General features: G+C 56.1%; 16 protein-coding genes. 11 read left to right on the top strand and 5 right to left on the bottom strand.

What is annotated here, in order from left to right; translation table 11 throughout:
• Positions 1-37 precede the first annotated feature (37 nt).
• Entirely contained in the window at positions 38-2,461 is a 2,424-nt protein-coding gene (locus tag G3574_RS03405) for a M57 family metalloprotease (protein WP_163960616.1), read from the top strand.
• A gap of 319 nt (positions 2,462-2,780) precedes the next feature.
• Here G3574_RS03405 and G3574_RS03410 read toward each other — a convergent pair whose 3' ends face one another.
• Genes G3574_RS03410 through G3574_RS03425 form a run of 4 tightly spaced genes read right to left on the bottom strand, consistent with a single transcriptional unit; the run spans position 2,781 to position 4,055 of the window.
• Positions 2,781-3,116, bottom strand: a complete 336-nt coding sequence (locus tag G3574_RS03410) for a YggL 50S ribosome-binding family protein (RefSeq protein WP_163960617.1) — start codon at positions 3,114-3,116, stop codon at positions 2,781-2,783.
• 20 nt (positions 3,117-3,136) lie between these two features.
• Positions 3,137-3,346, bottom strand: a complete 210-nt coding sequence (locus G3574_RS03415) for a hypothetical protein (protein ID WP_163960618.1) — start codon at positions 3,344-3,346, stop codon at positions 3,137-3,139.
• A 14-nt stretch (positions 3,347-3,360) separates the two neighbouring features.
• On the bottom strand, positions 3,361-3,675 hold the full coding sequence (locus tag G3574_RS03420) for a hypothetical protein (protein WP_163960619.1): 315 nt from the start codon (positions 3,673-3,675) through the stop codon (positions 3,361-3,363).
• Between the two features lie 2 nt (positions 3,676-3,677).
• Positions 3,678-4,055 (bottom strand): A1S_2505 family phage non-structural protein, encoded by a 378-nt coding sequence (locus G3574_RS03425; RefSeq protein WP_163960620.1) that lies wholly within the window; start codon positions 4,053-4,055, stop codon positions 3,678-3,680.
• 146 nt (positions 4,056-4,201) lie between these two features.
• Between G3574_RS03425 and G3574_RS03430 the strand changes: the two genes are divergently transcribed.
• Positions 4,202-4,690 (top strand): hypothetical protein, encoded by a 489-nt coding sequence (locus G3574_RS03430; protein WP_163960621.1) that lies wholly within the window; start codon positions 4,202-4,204, stop codon positions 4,688-4,690.
• Between the two features lie 150 nt (positions 4,691-4,840).
• On the opposite strand, the gene G3574_RS28245 is transcribed toward G3574_RS03430, so the two are convergent.
• Positions 4,841-5,506, bottom strand: a complete 666-nt coding sequence (locus G3574_RS28245; protein WP_235952966.1) for a hypothetical protein — start codon at positions 5,504-5,506, stop codon at positions 4,841-4,843.
• 147 nt (positions 5,507-5,653) lie between these two features.
• Here G3574_RS28245 and G3574_RS03440 point away from each other — a divergent pair, with 147 nt between their 5' ends.
• The 9 genes from G3574_RS03440 (at position 5,654) to G3574_RS03480 (ending at position 13,512) form a co-directional block, all read left to right on the top strand.
• Complete coding sequence (locus tag G3574_RS03440) at positions 5,654-6,754, top strand: WGR domain-containing protein (protein WP_163960622.1); 1,101 nt, start codon at positions 5,654-5,656, stop codon at positions 6,752-6,754.
• 118 nt (positions 6,755-6,872) lie between these two features.
• Complete coding sequence (locus G3574_RS03445) at positions 6,873-7,157, top strand: HU family DNA-binding protein (protein WP_163960623.1); 285 nt, start codon at positions 6,873-6,875, stop codon at positions 7,155-7,157.
• Positions 7,158-7,329: 172 nt separating this feature from the next.
• Entirely contained in the window at positions 7,330-7,710 is a 381-nt protein-coding gene (locus tag G3574_RS03450) for a hypothetical protein (protein ID WP_163960624.1), read from the top strand.
• Positions 7,711-7,838: 128 nt separating this feature from the next.
• Positions 7,839-8,231 carry a hypothetical protein gene (locus G3574_RS03455; RefSeq protein ID WP_163960625.1) on the top strand — a complete coding sequence of 131 codons (393 nt, stop codon included), beginning with the start codon at positions 7,839-7,841 and terminating at the stop codon, positions 8,229-8,231.
• A gap of 11 nt (positions 8,232-8,242) precedes the next feature.
• Positions 8,243-8,581 (top strand): hypothetical protein, encoded by a 339-nt coding sequence (locus G3574_RS03460; protein WP_163960626.1) that lies wholly within the window; start codon positions 8,243-8,245, stop codon positions 8,579-8,581.
• A 127-nt stretch (positions 8,582-8,708) separates the two neighbouring features.
• Positions 8,709-9,620 (top strand): ArdC-like ssDNA-binding domain-containing protein, encoded by a 912-nt coding sequence (locus G3574_RS03465; protein ID WP_163960627.1) that lies wholly within the window; start codon positions 8,709-8,711, stop codon positions 9,618-9,620.
• Between the two features lie 164 nt (positions 9,621-9,784).
• Positions 9,785-10,954 carry a phage integrase family protein gene (locus G3574_RS03470; RefSeq protein WP_163960628.1) on the top strand — a complete coding sequence of 390 codons (1,170 nt, stop codon included), beginning with the start codon at positions 9,785-9,787 and terminating at the stop codon, positions 10,952-10,954.
• Positions 10,955-11,113: 159 nt separating this feature from the next.
• Entirely contained in the window at positions 11,114-12,301 is a 1,188-nt protein-coding gene (locus G3574_RS03475; protein ID WP_163960629.1) for a ParA family protein, read from the top strand.
• Entirely contained in the window at positions 12,301-13,512 is a 1,212-nt protein-coding gene (locus tag G3574_RS03480; protein ID WP_163960630.1) for a ParB/RepB/Spo0J family partition protein, read from the top strand. Before G3574_RS03475 ends, G3574_RS03480 begins: the two co-directional genes overlap by 1 nt.
• Positions 13,513-13,732: the final 220 nt, after the last annotated feature.

Here is a 13,732-nt window from a genome sequence, read left to right on the forward strand (position 1 = left end):
TAACATTATTAGAAAGATCAAAATTCAGGGAGCTGCCATGCTGGTTAAGGGAACGACACTTACCGACACCTTGTACGACACCGCCGAGGACGATCTCATTCAGGGCTTCGAAGGTAATGACAATCTCTATAGCCTTTATGGCACCGACACCATATACGGTGGCAGCGGTGATGATGTCATTACCATTTACTATCAGGCCAAAGGCGGCAAGGCGTATGGTGAAGACGGCGACGACAAATTGTCTGCCTACAGCGGCTCCAAAATTGTGCTTGATGGCGGGGCAGGGAACGACACTCTTTATGTGGGCGACAAGGTAACGGATGCAACGCTGCTGGGCGGCGACGGTAACGACACGCTCAACGCGACTGTTGCAACCGGCAATATCCTTGACGGTGGCGCCGGTAATGACAAGCTTTATTCCTACAACACTGCCACGCAATCCACGATGTACGGTGGTGATGGGGATGATTATCTTAGTGCAACGAGCGGAACGGGCAATAAGCTCTATGGCGGCGCTGGCAATGATACGTTGTATGTCAGCACGGGATCGGGAAACTTGCTAGACGGCGGCGCGGGCAATGACGATTTGCATATCTACGGTACTGCGACCCAATCGACACTTCTGGGCGGAGAGGGTGACGACGTTCTAACGGCCACATCAGGCTCGGGAAACATACTCGACGGCGGTCCGGGTAATGACAAGCTTTACGGAGGACCTAACGGCGACACTCTGCTTGGAGGTCCCGGTGACGACATCTTTTACGGAGGAACCAACGGCAGCATTATGGATGGCGGCACCGGGTCGAACAAGCTTTATGGCGGCACCGGTGACGATACCTATCTCATCCACAGTCTCTATGACTACATATATGACCAGGGCGGCAACAACAAGGGTACGGTCTACGTCGACTTTTACAAGACGAGTCCACAGGTTCAGAACTGGACTTGGGCGCCAGGGGTGCAAAAGCTCCCCTATTGGATAGACAGTATCACTGATGCGGGCGCTCCAAGGATTCCCACCATTCTTGGCAGTTCCAAGACCTACTATTTCGCCTTTCCAACAACGGCGCCGAGCTATAAAACAGGGGCTGATGCAACGACGTTCGTCGCCTTCACCGAAACGGAAAAAGCACTCGCTCGCACGGCACTGACCTATATCAGCACCGTCCTCGATCTCAAGTTTGTCGAGACAACGACGACGGATGCGTTAAACACCATCCTCTTTTCAAACTCCACCCAAACCATATCGAATGGGCACGCGAGCTATCCAAGCGAGGGGTTTGATGGCGATGACGTAGCCTTGGCAACGACCACCGCAAATTTGACAAGCCCGATTGACGGCACATATACCGCGCTCACGATGATTCACGAGCTGGGACATGCGCTTGGCCTCAAGCATACGTTTCTGCACAACACCGCAACGGGAGGAGACGAGCCCGGACCGGCATTACCGTCGGCTGAAGATAGTTCGAAATGGTCAGTGATGAGTTATATCTCTTTCAAGGAGAACTATCACCTCAAATACTCGCCATTTGACATCGCTGCGCTGCAATACATCTACGGGCCGAGTCATCAGGATACGAGCGACAGCATCTACCAACTGTCGACAACCACCACCAACATGATCTGGGATGGCGGCGGGCATGACAAAATTGATGGCACGGCACTCACGCAACCGCTCACGCTGTACCTGACGCCGGGCTACTGGGGATACATCGGCGCGAAATCCGACCTGATGTCTTCTCCCGGACAGGTCACCGTGAATTTCGGCACCCTCATCGAAGACGCAGCGGGCGGGGCAGGGAACGACACTATCACTGGCAATGCTGCGGACAATACGTTGAGCGGCAATGGCGGGAACGATCTGCTGATTGGAGGTGCGGGCAACGACCTGCTGGACGGAGGAACGGGCATCAACATGGCCGGGTTTTCCGGGTTGGCTGCGGATTACGTCATCACGAAAACCGCAAACGGATTCAACGTCAAGGACGCCAAGGGTACGGACGGAACAGACACGCTGGCCAACATCCAGCGCCTGCAGTTTTCTGACAAGAACATCGCCCTCGATACGGCTGACAATGCAGGAAAGGTCTACCGGCTTTATCAGGCAGCATTCAACCGCAAACCTGACGTGGCAGGCCTTGGCTGGCAGCTAAAGGCAATGGACATGGGAACGCCACTTTCACAACTGGCGCAGAATTTCATGTCCTCGACCGAGTTCAAGACACTCTACGGGGACAACCCAACGACATCGAAGTTTGTCACGCTGCTCTATAACAATGTGCTCCACCGCGCACCGCAGCAGTTCGAAACCGATTTCTGGACGAACATCGTCGACAAGGGTGCGCCAGTGAAACAGTCGCCGGCGACCGTAATGGTGAGTTTTAGCGAAAGTCCGGAGAACCAAGCTCAAATCGTTGGCTCCATCCAGAACGGTATTGAGTACCAATATTATGCGTAGGATTGCAGCCCCTTATCCACATACTTTACTCTGCCCCAATTCTTTCGCATAAACAACATTATGTTAATAAAAAGACAACATTAGTTTCAAGAAAAACCCCGGCTCTTGACTGGGGTTCGTAGATCACTTGGCGAAGATTGTAGTCAGGGCAACAACGCCCAAGAACACGCCTATCGCAGTTTCTCGGACAATGGCCCTCGACAGCGCTTGCTGTGCCGGGGATTCCTTTTCGTTCACAAAAAATTTCATATCAAGCTCCTGTCCCAAAGAATATATCCTCGTAACACGCTGATTTCAAGAGAGTATCGTTGATGAAATATTACGAGTCGGCGTGCCACGCATCGATCAACGGCCCAACATGAAAGCTTCTGACGTCTGAACGACTAGAAAGCCAAGCCGCCACCGCCTCACGATCATCTTCCGTCGCTGATCCTCTTGCCTCATGTGCCACGAACCCTTCGAGCCAACCGCCGTAACATAGCTTGCGGGGCTCGATTACTTCCCCAAGGAACGCATCAATGAAGCGTTCTGCCTCGTCGCCGCTTTCGGCCCCGGAAAACACGATATCGACAGTGAATCCGAATTCTTGGAACTGTCCGAGATGCAGCTTTTTTTTGAGCCGGCGACTGCGGTTCTTGTTATCGGCCTTGATCATCTCGCACTCCTCACTGTGTCTTAAAAAGCAAACGCGCTTTCCTGCTTTCCGAATACCTGCTCTGTCTGTTCCAGCGCGAGCAGTTCTGCTGCGGCCCTGGCCATGCCGCCTTCGAACTCCAGCATTCCGGCGCGTTCCTCGAAATGCTCGCGCGCCGCTTCCGACATCGTTGCGACCTTCGTTGCGATGCTCTTGTTTGCGAGGACTACCCACTTGCGGCCTTGAGCCATTACTTTCTCCCATGTTAAATGCCGATGAGGCCGAGCAGCTGGCGCGATCTGGCCAGCAGATCATCCCGTTCGGGATCCGCCTTGATGCCCTGGTTGCGCTTGATGTAGTCGGCCATGTGGCGCACCAGTTGTCCGAGCGCTTCCAGTTCTTCCCTGGTCGGCGTGTCCGGGGATGACGCCTGCTTTTCCAGCAATGACACCAGCAGCAACACTGTCTCGGGCGCTCCGCCTAGTACATGGTAGCGCGAACTTACATCCGGCCACTCTTCGTCGTCCTCGCTCGTGTGCAAATACGCGAGCGCGCTTTCTTTAATCGGGGTGAAATCCATGCTCAAAAAAATGCTTGTCGTTCCAAAACCTTCCTGAACTCGTCAGGGAGCTCGCAATTGTCTGGGCAACCTTCGAACATCGGCGCAATTTCAACAGGCACGTAACCGGCCAAACCGCATCCGATGGGCGTCACCTGAAACAGCATTTCGGGGTGAGTCGCGGCAAACGCTTTGAACCGATTGGCGGCCTCTTTGATCTGCTCAAGCGGCAAGCTTTCCAACTTTTGGTTCTTCGTCGGGATCGCATAGCTCGCCCCCTGGAAGCCTTCGCCCTTGCCGTTTATCGCGCCATGGTATTGACGCGCGAACAGCGCCGCGCCCTTGCCGTGGCGGCCCGCCAGGTTGCTGCCAAAAACAAAAATCTTCGTGTGTCTTTCCATGCCTACCTCCTACAGCCCGGCCAATTGCTCTTGTCAATGATACCGCCCTTCCCTCGTTGCCCGGCGCCTCCCATGCCGCATGTCGTTAATTTTTCACGGACATCTCCAACCGCCATGCAATTTCGCTGGTACCACTGGAGAAAAAAATGAATGCCACCACAGTCTCATTCCCGGCATCCCCGAACGCGGCGCTCTATGCGCTTCTCGCAAGCGCAGACCTTGTCACCATCGACGGAGGTCCATACGTCCAGAACTGGGACATCGCCACCGAAACGGGTGATCCGGAAAACCAAGTTGTCCTGTTTCACTGGGAAAACGAAGGTCTAATCTTCACCACCATCCTGACCGAAGGCGGCATTGCCGCGGGCAGACTCAAAGATGAATGCTTCGTCTGCGATGACTTTGAAGGCGAACCGACCATCATCCGGTTCTTTAAGGTCAGGGAAATCAAGTCGCAATCACTCCAGGGTGACGCGCCCTTCCCTGTCATCGTGCATGCTCGCCGGCTGATCGAAAAGATTGACCGCGCCGCGTCCCTTCGCAGCGGCCAGCCGGCCGGCGAAATCAAGGCCGAAGACTGGAATGAACTGATCGCCATTGCTGGGGACCTTCGTTCCGCGTTGGGAGGCGCTTGAATTTGGCTCTTTGAACAGCAACAAGCCACCTCCGATCATGGAGGTGGTTTTTTTATTCTCATCACCCTTCATGAAAAACCAAAGCCCGGCACCTCAATGAGGTCCGGGCTGGTATTCATCAATGTCTGGGCGTCACCGTCCAATCTGATTCTAAGCTTGCATCGCCATTCGTTCGCTCATCTCCGCGATGAATACCCGGGATTCCATCAACCCGTACCGTGCAAGGCGAACCGGTATGTCCTCCAAGGCGAGATCACCGCTTTCGATGCGTTTAAGCATGTAGTCCGCCACATCCCCCTCGGTAATCTCCTTGCCAGGACCTTGCAGGTCCATGGCGTCTAAACTGGGCAGAAACCCTCCGGCTGATGCCATGGCATCCAGACATTCCACCGATGCGCCGGCGCTGCGCAGGAGATCCCTGGCATTGTTCCACGCCGCTTCCAATTGCGCTTTGGCGACGCCTTCGGGAGGTCCGTACCAAATGGTCGAAATTGCGTTTTCCAGATCGCCAGTGGAATGGTCCCGCAGCTCGATAGATCCCGGCTCTGCGATGGCATTGAGGATGCGGGCAACGTCATGGACCAGCTCAGGGAAAGAATCGCCGACATCGCCGCAGGTATAGAGCGAGATCGATTGGACCATCCCGCTTTCTAGCGCCATCGAGACGGTATTGTCGCCATACAGGGTATTGGACAGCAGTTCCTCGTGGGTCCAACCGAAATATTCCGAAAGTGGCGTCAGCGCATTCAGTGCGGCTTCAACAGACACGTTGTCCGCAAACGTTATTTCCGCGTTCATGCTGTGATCAAAAGACATTTTTTCTCCTTGTCTGTCGTAGTTTGCGTCGGCACGCATTGCCGAGCGATTGACATGTGGGCGGAAAAATAACGTGCAGGACTTATTTTTAACGCTGCATTTCCGAGCGCTTGGCGAAATGGTTCGCCAGCTTCAACGGAGATCAACATGGAAAACACCACCGCAGCAGTCCTGCCTACCGCGTCCTTCAAGTGCACCGAAGGCAGCAGCAACAAGCAGTACCACATGCAGGTCAAGGAAGTGGACGGCGGCTTTCAGGTCGCGTACCAGTATGGCCCGATTGGCGGCACACTGACCCCCGGCTCAAAACCGGCCAAGCCGGTTCCGCTGGAAAAAGCCATCAAGCAGTTCGAGTCCATGGTCAAGGAGCGCCTGGGCAAACAGTACGTGCGCACCGACAGCGTCGATGCACCAGCCGTGGTTGCCGTGGAGCGCGTGTCCTTCGGCACCCTGCCCCAGCTGCTCAATGCAGTGGACGAGGCCGACGTCCCGACCCTGCTGGCTGACCCGTCGTGGTTCATGCAGGAAAAGAAGGACGGCAAGCGTTTGATGGCGCGGCGTATCGGCGACCAGGTCACCGCAGGCAACAAGCTGGGCCTGACCTGCCCGATCCCCGAGGCAGTCAAGGCAGCATTGCTGGCTTTGCCGGTGACATCAGTACTGCTCGACTGCGAGCTCGTCGGCAATACCCTGTTCGTGTTCGACATGCTCGAACTGAACGGCGTGGACCAGTCGGGTGGCAGCGTCGTCACACGGTACACGGCCTACCAGCGCCTGTTGGCCCAGCATGACGGGGTGCTGAAGCCGGTCGACGGCTTTTTCAGCCCACAGGACAAGGCCGAACAGTATGCGAAGGCCGACCGGACACGGATCGAGGGCTTTGTCTTCAAGCGGGCCGATGCTCCCTATACGCCGGGACGCCCGAACTCAGGCGGCACGCAGCTCAAGTTCAAGTTTACCGAGTCGGCTACCTGCATCGTGGACGAGGTATCGGACACGCGCCGCTCCGTGGCGCTGGCGCTGCTCGATGACCGCGGCGAGCGGGTTTTCGTGGGCAACGTCACGGTGCCGGCGAACCAGTCGACTCCCGTCGAAGGGGACCTGGTGGAAGTGCGCTACCTGTATCGGCAGGAAGGCGGCTCGCTGATCCAGCCGGTGCTGCTTGGCCAGCGCGATGACGTGGCGTTCGACGACTGTAAGCTCTCGCAGATCCGCCGCATCAAGGAGAAAGCTGCCGACAACGACTGATCAATGACCACCCTACCCGCTTCGGCCTTTGGCCGGGCGGGTATTTTTCTTTATTTCAATTCGCTAGAATAGGCGCACACCATCTTTCCCGTCATTCACTTCTTATACGGAGACACACATGAAGAAGTCCGAACTGGTCGAGCATCTGGCCAAGCGTCACGCGCTTGCGAAAAACGCTGCGCAACTCATCCTCGAAGACGTCGTAAACGTGATCAACGAAGGCGTGCGCAAGAATGGCCGCATCAGCATTACCGGCTTGGGCACCTTTACCGTGACCAAACGCGCCGCGCGTACCGGCATCAACCCGCAGACCAAGGCGAAGATCAAAATCAAGGCGACCAAGGTGGCCAAGTTCAAGCCGTCGCCGGCGCTGAAGGAAGCCGCTGCCAAATTCAAAGGCTAGATCGCTTGGATGCAAGGAGCAGGCGGCGCCGTGTGCGCCGCTTTTTGTTTTGAGATAGATAGACATGCCTTCACGGCGTCCAAAAAGGCCGCGTAGATCGATGTTTGCTTTTTTTTCTCCCGTCATCTCGGAAACCATGCAGTGTCGCATGGCTATCTCATTGGAGACCGACATGATCGAGAAAATCCCTGACTCCCACGCCAACCCCATTCGCTCTGCCGTCCTCATCGAAAACGCGGGACTTGGCATCGCGCTTCCCTGCAAGCTTGTCGATGGCAACCAAGTTCCAATGACGTCGGCAGAAGTGTTTGCGCTGGCCGATTCACTGCGCATCGCTGGCCACCGTTTACACGACCAGGAGCAGTTGGCACGGATTGTTCCCGGTACGGTTTTCTTCCACCGCATGTACCAGCTGCACGTCGTAGCAGTCCAGAACAGCACCGGGATCTACTTCCGGCATTGCGATCGCGACGGCGCGATCCGTTCTGAGCGCGAGATTTGCTGCCGGCCGCTGGACGTGCTTGTCCCTGTCCGAGAGCCGGAACCCGCCTGAACTGGACCGCAATCCTGAGTCGTTGACTCCCCTGCCCGCCCGGCATCTTGCCGCGGCGGGCTTTCTTTTTTCTGCTCAAACATATCGGCAACTACGCGATTTTGCGTGGCAACGTTTTGGAGAAGGAAATGAAGCCTTTGAAATTCGTGATCCCGCTTGGCGGCGATTGCAATGTCTACCGCGAGGTCGACGGCAAGCAAGTGGCGCTCACACCGCAGCAGCTGGAGCAGTGGGCGATGGAGCTGGGATTTCGTGCGAACGACCTGCGCGAGCGTCAGGCCATGGAAAGCATCCAGGCTGGCCAGCTTTATCAGTATCTCTGCGATGAACCCTTCTATGTGCTTGCGCAGTTCGACGCCAAGGAAGGAATGGTCTTTCTGCCCGCCGACAAGTATGGCAATGTCACCGGCAAAAAACCGGTATTGGTCTTCCCGTACGCGAACCTGGTGCGCGTAAAATCTCAAGGCAAGCTTGCCAAGGCGGCCGCATTTTTGGGCACGGAATTGGTACCGGCCTTTTAAAGGGGACAATCATGAGCGCGAAAACGATTTCTCCGGGAATGGTCGGTTTTTATAAGCCAGACCCTGGACACCGCAACAAGTCCCCCAACCTGGTCCTTTCGGCGACGAACGATCAAGTCACAGTCCAAGAGCCTTCCGGCTTGGTCTTCACGTTAGGCCGGGACGATTGGATGGACACTGAGGAGATGCGAGCTCGCTGTCACCACGTATTGACAGCAGCTCGGTATAACGGCACAGGTCCGTTTGCAGATCTCCGGGATCAGATGTTGAGCCGCTATTTTGACGTGATGGCTTCTGCCGTTGAACTCGCCGCGAGTGCATCCACGCCGCCGCAGTCCCATCACGCGTAAAATATGCAGCACTCACCTGTTTGACTCCAAAAGCACGCCTTGGCCACAAGCCCTGGCGTGCTTTATTTTTTATGCCGCATTTCCCCACGCTCGGCGAATCAACGTTGAGCGGTTTTGGGAGAAACACATGGAGCAACATATCGAAACCTGCCTGGACAAGGTCGCGCAGATGCGCGGCTGGATGCTCACGCGTCTGGTCCAGCCGCATCCGTGGAAGGGACTATCCACGTTGCCGGAAAAGGCAGACGGCACCTTCTATGCCGGGACCAACGTCCCCTTGCTGTGGATGCAGCAGGACCTGTTGGGCAGCAAGAGTCCGAAGTGGGGAACCAGCAAAGCTTTCCGCCTTCAAGGTAAGAACCTGATGGGAGGATCCATGCCGCAGACGGCGATCTGGTTCAAGTTCGTCGACGAGCCGGAAGATGGCGTCAGGTCGAACGGCTCTTCCGACGACCCGTTCCATCTGGAGCCGGTTGCGCGGTCGCGCCGAAAGCGCATCCTGCAGCCGGTCGCACTCTATAACGAGTGTCAGACAGAAGGATATTGCCACCTTGGCCCGCCGCCATGTCCCGAGCAGGACGTGCGGTCCCTGTTGGCGCCCTTCCCCGGTTTCTGCCGGCAGTACATGCAGCGCTGGAATGCGCTGGCTGAAAATGCCCGGCAACCGATCACGCCCGTGGAAGAAAGTTTCCTGATCCGGTTTGCCACCGACCTGGCTGCCGTCGGCTCAGGATACCTGCACGCGTCGGATATCGCCGCGCCCTACTCCGGCTCGGCCGTGGAAGCGCTGACATCGGCGGATGCTTCGCGCCTGATGAAACTGGCCGGCATCGCGCAAGACATGATTGCCCGGTATCAGAAGACAAATTTACCAAAGCCGCGCCCCGTCGCGGTGGATGATCCCTTCCCTGCCGTGAAGACCAATGCGCCATCACCGGCGCGCGTACCGATTGCCGAGACACCCATCGAGATCCCGATGGTGACGGCCACATCCATGATCCAGTCGAGCGTGCCCGCGCATGCATGCCTTGATTGGTGATCGACCACCCTACCCCGTTGCGCAAGCTTCGGGGTATTTTTTCCACTTTGCATTTTCAACAACCGCCAACACTTATCTCAAACTGCATTATGATTGCTTAAATCCAACCCCTCATTTGGACACCTTTTCGACTTTGCTGTCAGGCTCAATGGAATCAACGACTTATGAGTAGGAACTGGCGCTCCGCCGGCACCGTTGCGATTGGCCTTGGCAAGCGCCAGTTGGCCTTCCTGCGCGGCTACCTCGATGGTTTGCCGCTGCCGGTCCTCGGTCGCCGGTATCTTTCCGTGGGTGACAGCGATCTGGACTTGCGCGTGTTGAAGGCGCATTTGAAATCGATCCGACAGCAAGTCATGGTGATTGGTGAGCGCGGCGGGCGCGAATTCAAGGATGCGCGACTGCTTTTGCTCGACCCGGACAAGCTGCGCAGCACAGCAACGCAACCGATGTCGCTCGAGGAGTTCCGGCAGGAGCGCGATCCGTACGAGATGTATTCCGAGTCCGAGCTGCTGGAGATCTACCAGGAGGCGCTGGCCGATGCCCCGCCCGATCGCCGCGCGCAGCGCAATGAGCGCATCCGCCGGCGCCAGGTCGCGGTGCTGTCCCAGTTCGAGCATTTGCTGCATGCCGATCCGTCGCCCAAGGACGGGGTGGCGGGATGGCTGGAGCCGTCGCTGGCCTCCCGCCTCATCGCGGCCGAGATTCCCACGTTGGGCAAACTGGTGGCAGTCATCAACGAGCAGGGGTATTGGTGGTTCAAGCTGGTGCCGGGTGTGGGCGAAAAAGTCGCTCGCAGTCTGGCGACGTGGCTGGCCAGCCCATATATCGCCACCAGCTTGAAGACGACGGTTGGTCCGCATGCACTGAAGCGGCACAAGGAACATAAGAAGTCGCGGCATTGCGACCTTGATCGGCTGCGCGCGCCCTCTTCCGGTATTGCGCCGATTGAAGCCTTTGTCCCGCCGGCCCGCTTTGCCGCCGATCGGGAAGCGGTATTGGCATGGCTGGATGGGTACAAGGCCAAGCCATCGACCTATCGCGCCTACCGTAAGGAGGCCGAACGACTTGTGCTGTTCGCGGCACTGGAGCTCCGAAAACCACTTGCCTCTATATACATAGAGCAATACCGCGATTTCCTGGACCGGCTCGCCCCTGGCAATACCGAAGACTGGCCCTATCGCATCGCCGCCGCCGACTGGATCGGAGAGCCGAAGGCCAAGCGATGGACCGATCGCTGGCGTCCATTCACGGGTGCACTGTCAGACAAGAGCAGAAAACTGGCACTTGATGTCTGCAGGACGCTTCTCGCCCAATTGGCACAGCCTTCACATTAAAAGAGGACCAAAACTGGGCCAATTGAGTGTCTTCGGAAGATGGCAGCTTTGCAAAAATCGGTATACGGTTACTTCGAGTTAACGTTAATATCCCGGTATTCAGCATTTTTGAAATTTTCTTGAAAATGCCGAGTCACACAAAAACGGATAGGAAGCGATATGCTCGATCAAGTGACCCACGTGGAAAACAAGCTCGCCGAACTAGAACGAGTCACATTAGATGACCTAAGTCAAGTCGCTCAGGATGCGCGTAGCGTGCTAGATCAAGTGCATCGCATCATGCAGCATCCCAATCCAGCAAAGACGCCACCCACCTTCCAAAGCCCGTATATCGCAGAACTATGCAAAATCGATAAGGGCCATATTCGGCACCTCGCGGAAAAGCATAAGCTTCCTTACGGCACAAAAATTCCCGGTTCCAAAGCCCATGAGTACACCTTGGAAGAGGTCATTCAGTGGGTGAACACATTGGGCAATTACCCCAAGCGACCCGAGGGACAACAAGGCTTGGCTATCGCCGTCGTCAATTATAAGGGTGGAGTGGCCAAAACGAGCACCGCGGTCGCACTCGCTCAAGGATTGTCGCTCCGTGGACTGAAAGTCCTGCTGATCGATCAGGACGGCCAAGGGACAGCGACACAGATGTTCGGCATCAATCCCGAGGAGCATGTCGATTACGAGCACACCATCATGCCGTATATCGAGGAAGACCAACCGGACCTGAGATATGCGGTTCAGCCAACCTACTGGCACAACCTGTCATTAATTCCGGCGGCCAGCGTCATCCTTGCTGCCGAATTCTCTCTGCCAGCGAAGGCCGCCAAGAAAGTTGATTTTTGGAATTTCATCAAACGTGGCATCGAGCCGTTGCGTCAGGAGTTCGACGTGATCATCTTTGATACGTCTCCTAGCCTCTCACATCTGACGATGAATACCATGCTTGCAGCCGATGGACTGGTGATGCCCTGCCCTCCTGACGCGCTTGACTTCGCTTCGAGTGTTCAGTTTTGGGGGTTGTTCGACGATCTGCTGCGCGCCTTCCGCAAGCATGACCCGAATCTTGCGGCCAAGACGTATGCGTTCATGACGGTCGTTATGACTAAAGTTCAGCCCTCCGAAGGACACCGACTGGTGAAGCCATGGCTGAAACAGGCATATGGGCGTCACATCAACGTTCTCGAAATCCCGGAGAGTGCGGCAGCACGAATGGCAGCTGCGCAATTGAAAACAATCTATGACCTTGGCAAGGCCGAGGGCACCGTCGAAGCATATCGCCGATTCAAGGAGCCAATGGACAAGTTCTGTGACGACATCCTTGAGAAGATTGCCCTGGCTTGGAGAGCGTAATGGCAAGCAAGAATTTTGAGAGGCTGGCGGCCTTGACTGCCGGGATCACGCCGGCGAAGGATCCTATCAGCCAGCCGAACCGAATGAAAACGGCGCCTGGCGCAATGATGGAAGTCGCGCTTCAGCGGGACGCAGCCGAAGCCAAACTCGCAGAAGCTGAAGCACGGGTATCGGAACTTGAGCAGGCACTAAAGAACGCCGAGGCGTCTCCAGTCCGCAAAGACATTAGTCCTGAGGCGATCGCAGAGCTGCGAGCCTCCAATGATGCGCTTAAGAGCGAAGCGGAGGCGGCACAAATTGCGCTTCGTCAGGCGCGCGAAGACGCCGAGCGACTCCAGCAAGAATATGAAGCCAAAGCCGCGACTCAAGTCGCCGAACTGGAGCGGGAGCTCCGACGGGCAAAGGAATCTGGAGGTGCGTTGGAGATCGCGCTCGACCGGTTGATTGAAATCCCCGGCCGGCGGCGCAAGCTCACTGAGCAAGAATATGCTGATCTCAAAGACAACCTGACGCATAACGAACTCGCTTCTCCGATTACAGTGCGACCGCGCGAGGATGGCAAGTACGAGATCGTCTCCGGACATAATCGTGTAGCAATATTCCGTGAGCTTGGTCGGGAATCGATTCAGGCGTGGCCGCGCGAGGTCTCCGATGACCAGGCGGAGGATATGGCGTTCTTTGCTAACGCCATGGCAGCAAAGTTGCCAGACTATGCCAAGTACCTTGGGTACAAACGGTTTATCGCCAAGCATCCCCAGATCAGCCAAAACGAGTTGGCAGCCAAGGCCGGCATTTCCAAGGCGGCGCTAAGCCGGCTAATGCAGTTTGATCTTTTCCCAAAGGAAATTCATGCCCTTCTGGTGGAAACGCCTTGGCTGATCGGGGCGTCTCTTGCAGGCTCATTAGTGAAGCTGGTCGAAGCCGGACATGGGTCGCACGTTTTACAAGCAATGCACCGCCTAGCGTCCGGTGAACTGAAAACTGAAACCCAAGCGTTGGCAGCAGCGACGAAAGCCTCCAAGCCGGCAGCGACCGTCGAAGTCGCTAGACCATTGGTCTACAAGCTTGGCAAGGCAGCTTACGCCGAGCAACGCTTGGTCAAGAAAAGCTTGAGAATCGAATTTGCTTCCGAAGAAGAAGCACAAGCCATTAGCGAGAGCTTGAAAAAACTGATTGAGTCTCGAATAGCTGCGCTGAAGTCGGAAAAGTAGGCGTTCCAAGTTGGAACAGTTTAAAAATCAATGACTTAGAAAAAATGAAGGAGGAAAACGAAGAATGAGTCCATAAAACGACCCAGTTTTCGTGGCCCAGAAAGCAAAAGCCCCGGCGGGAACCGGGGCCTAGCTGCGATCTGGAGGACTTCGGGAAAAGACCAAGCAAATCACTGAACAGATTCGAGTCTATCCCGAAGTACCTCAGAGCGCAATAAGC

It is taken from the genome of Noviherbaspirillum galbum (assembly GCF_010974945.1).
GTDB classification, from domain to species: Bacteria; Pseudomonadota; Gammaproteobacteria; order Burkholderiales; family Burkholderiaceae_D; genus Noviherbaspirillum; species Noviherbaspirillum galbum.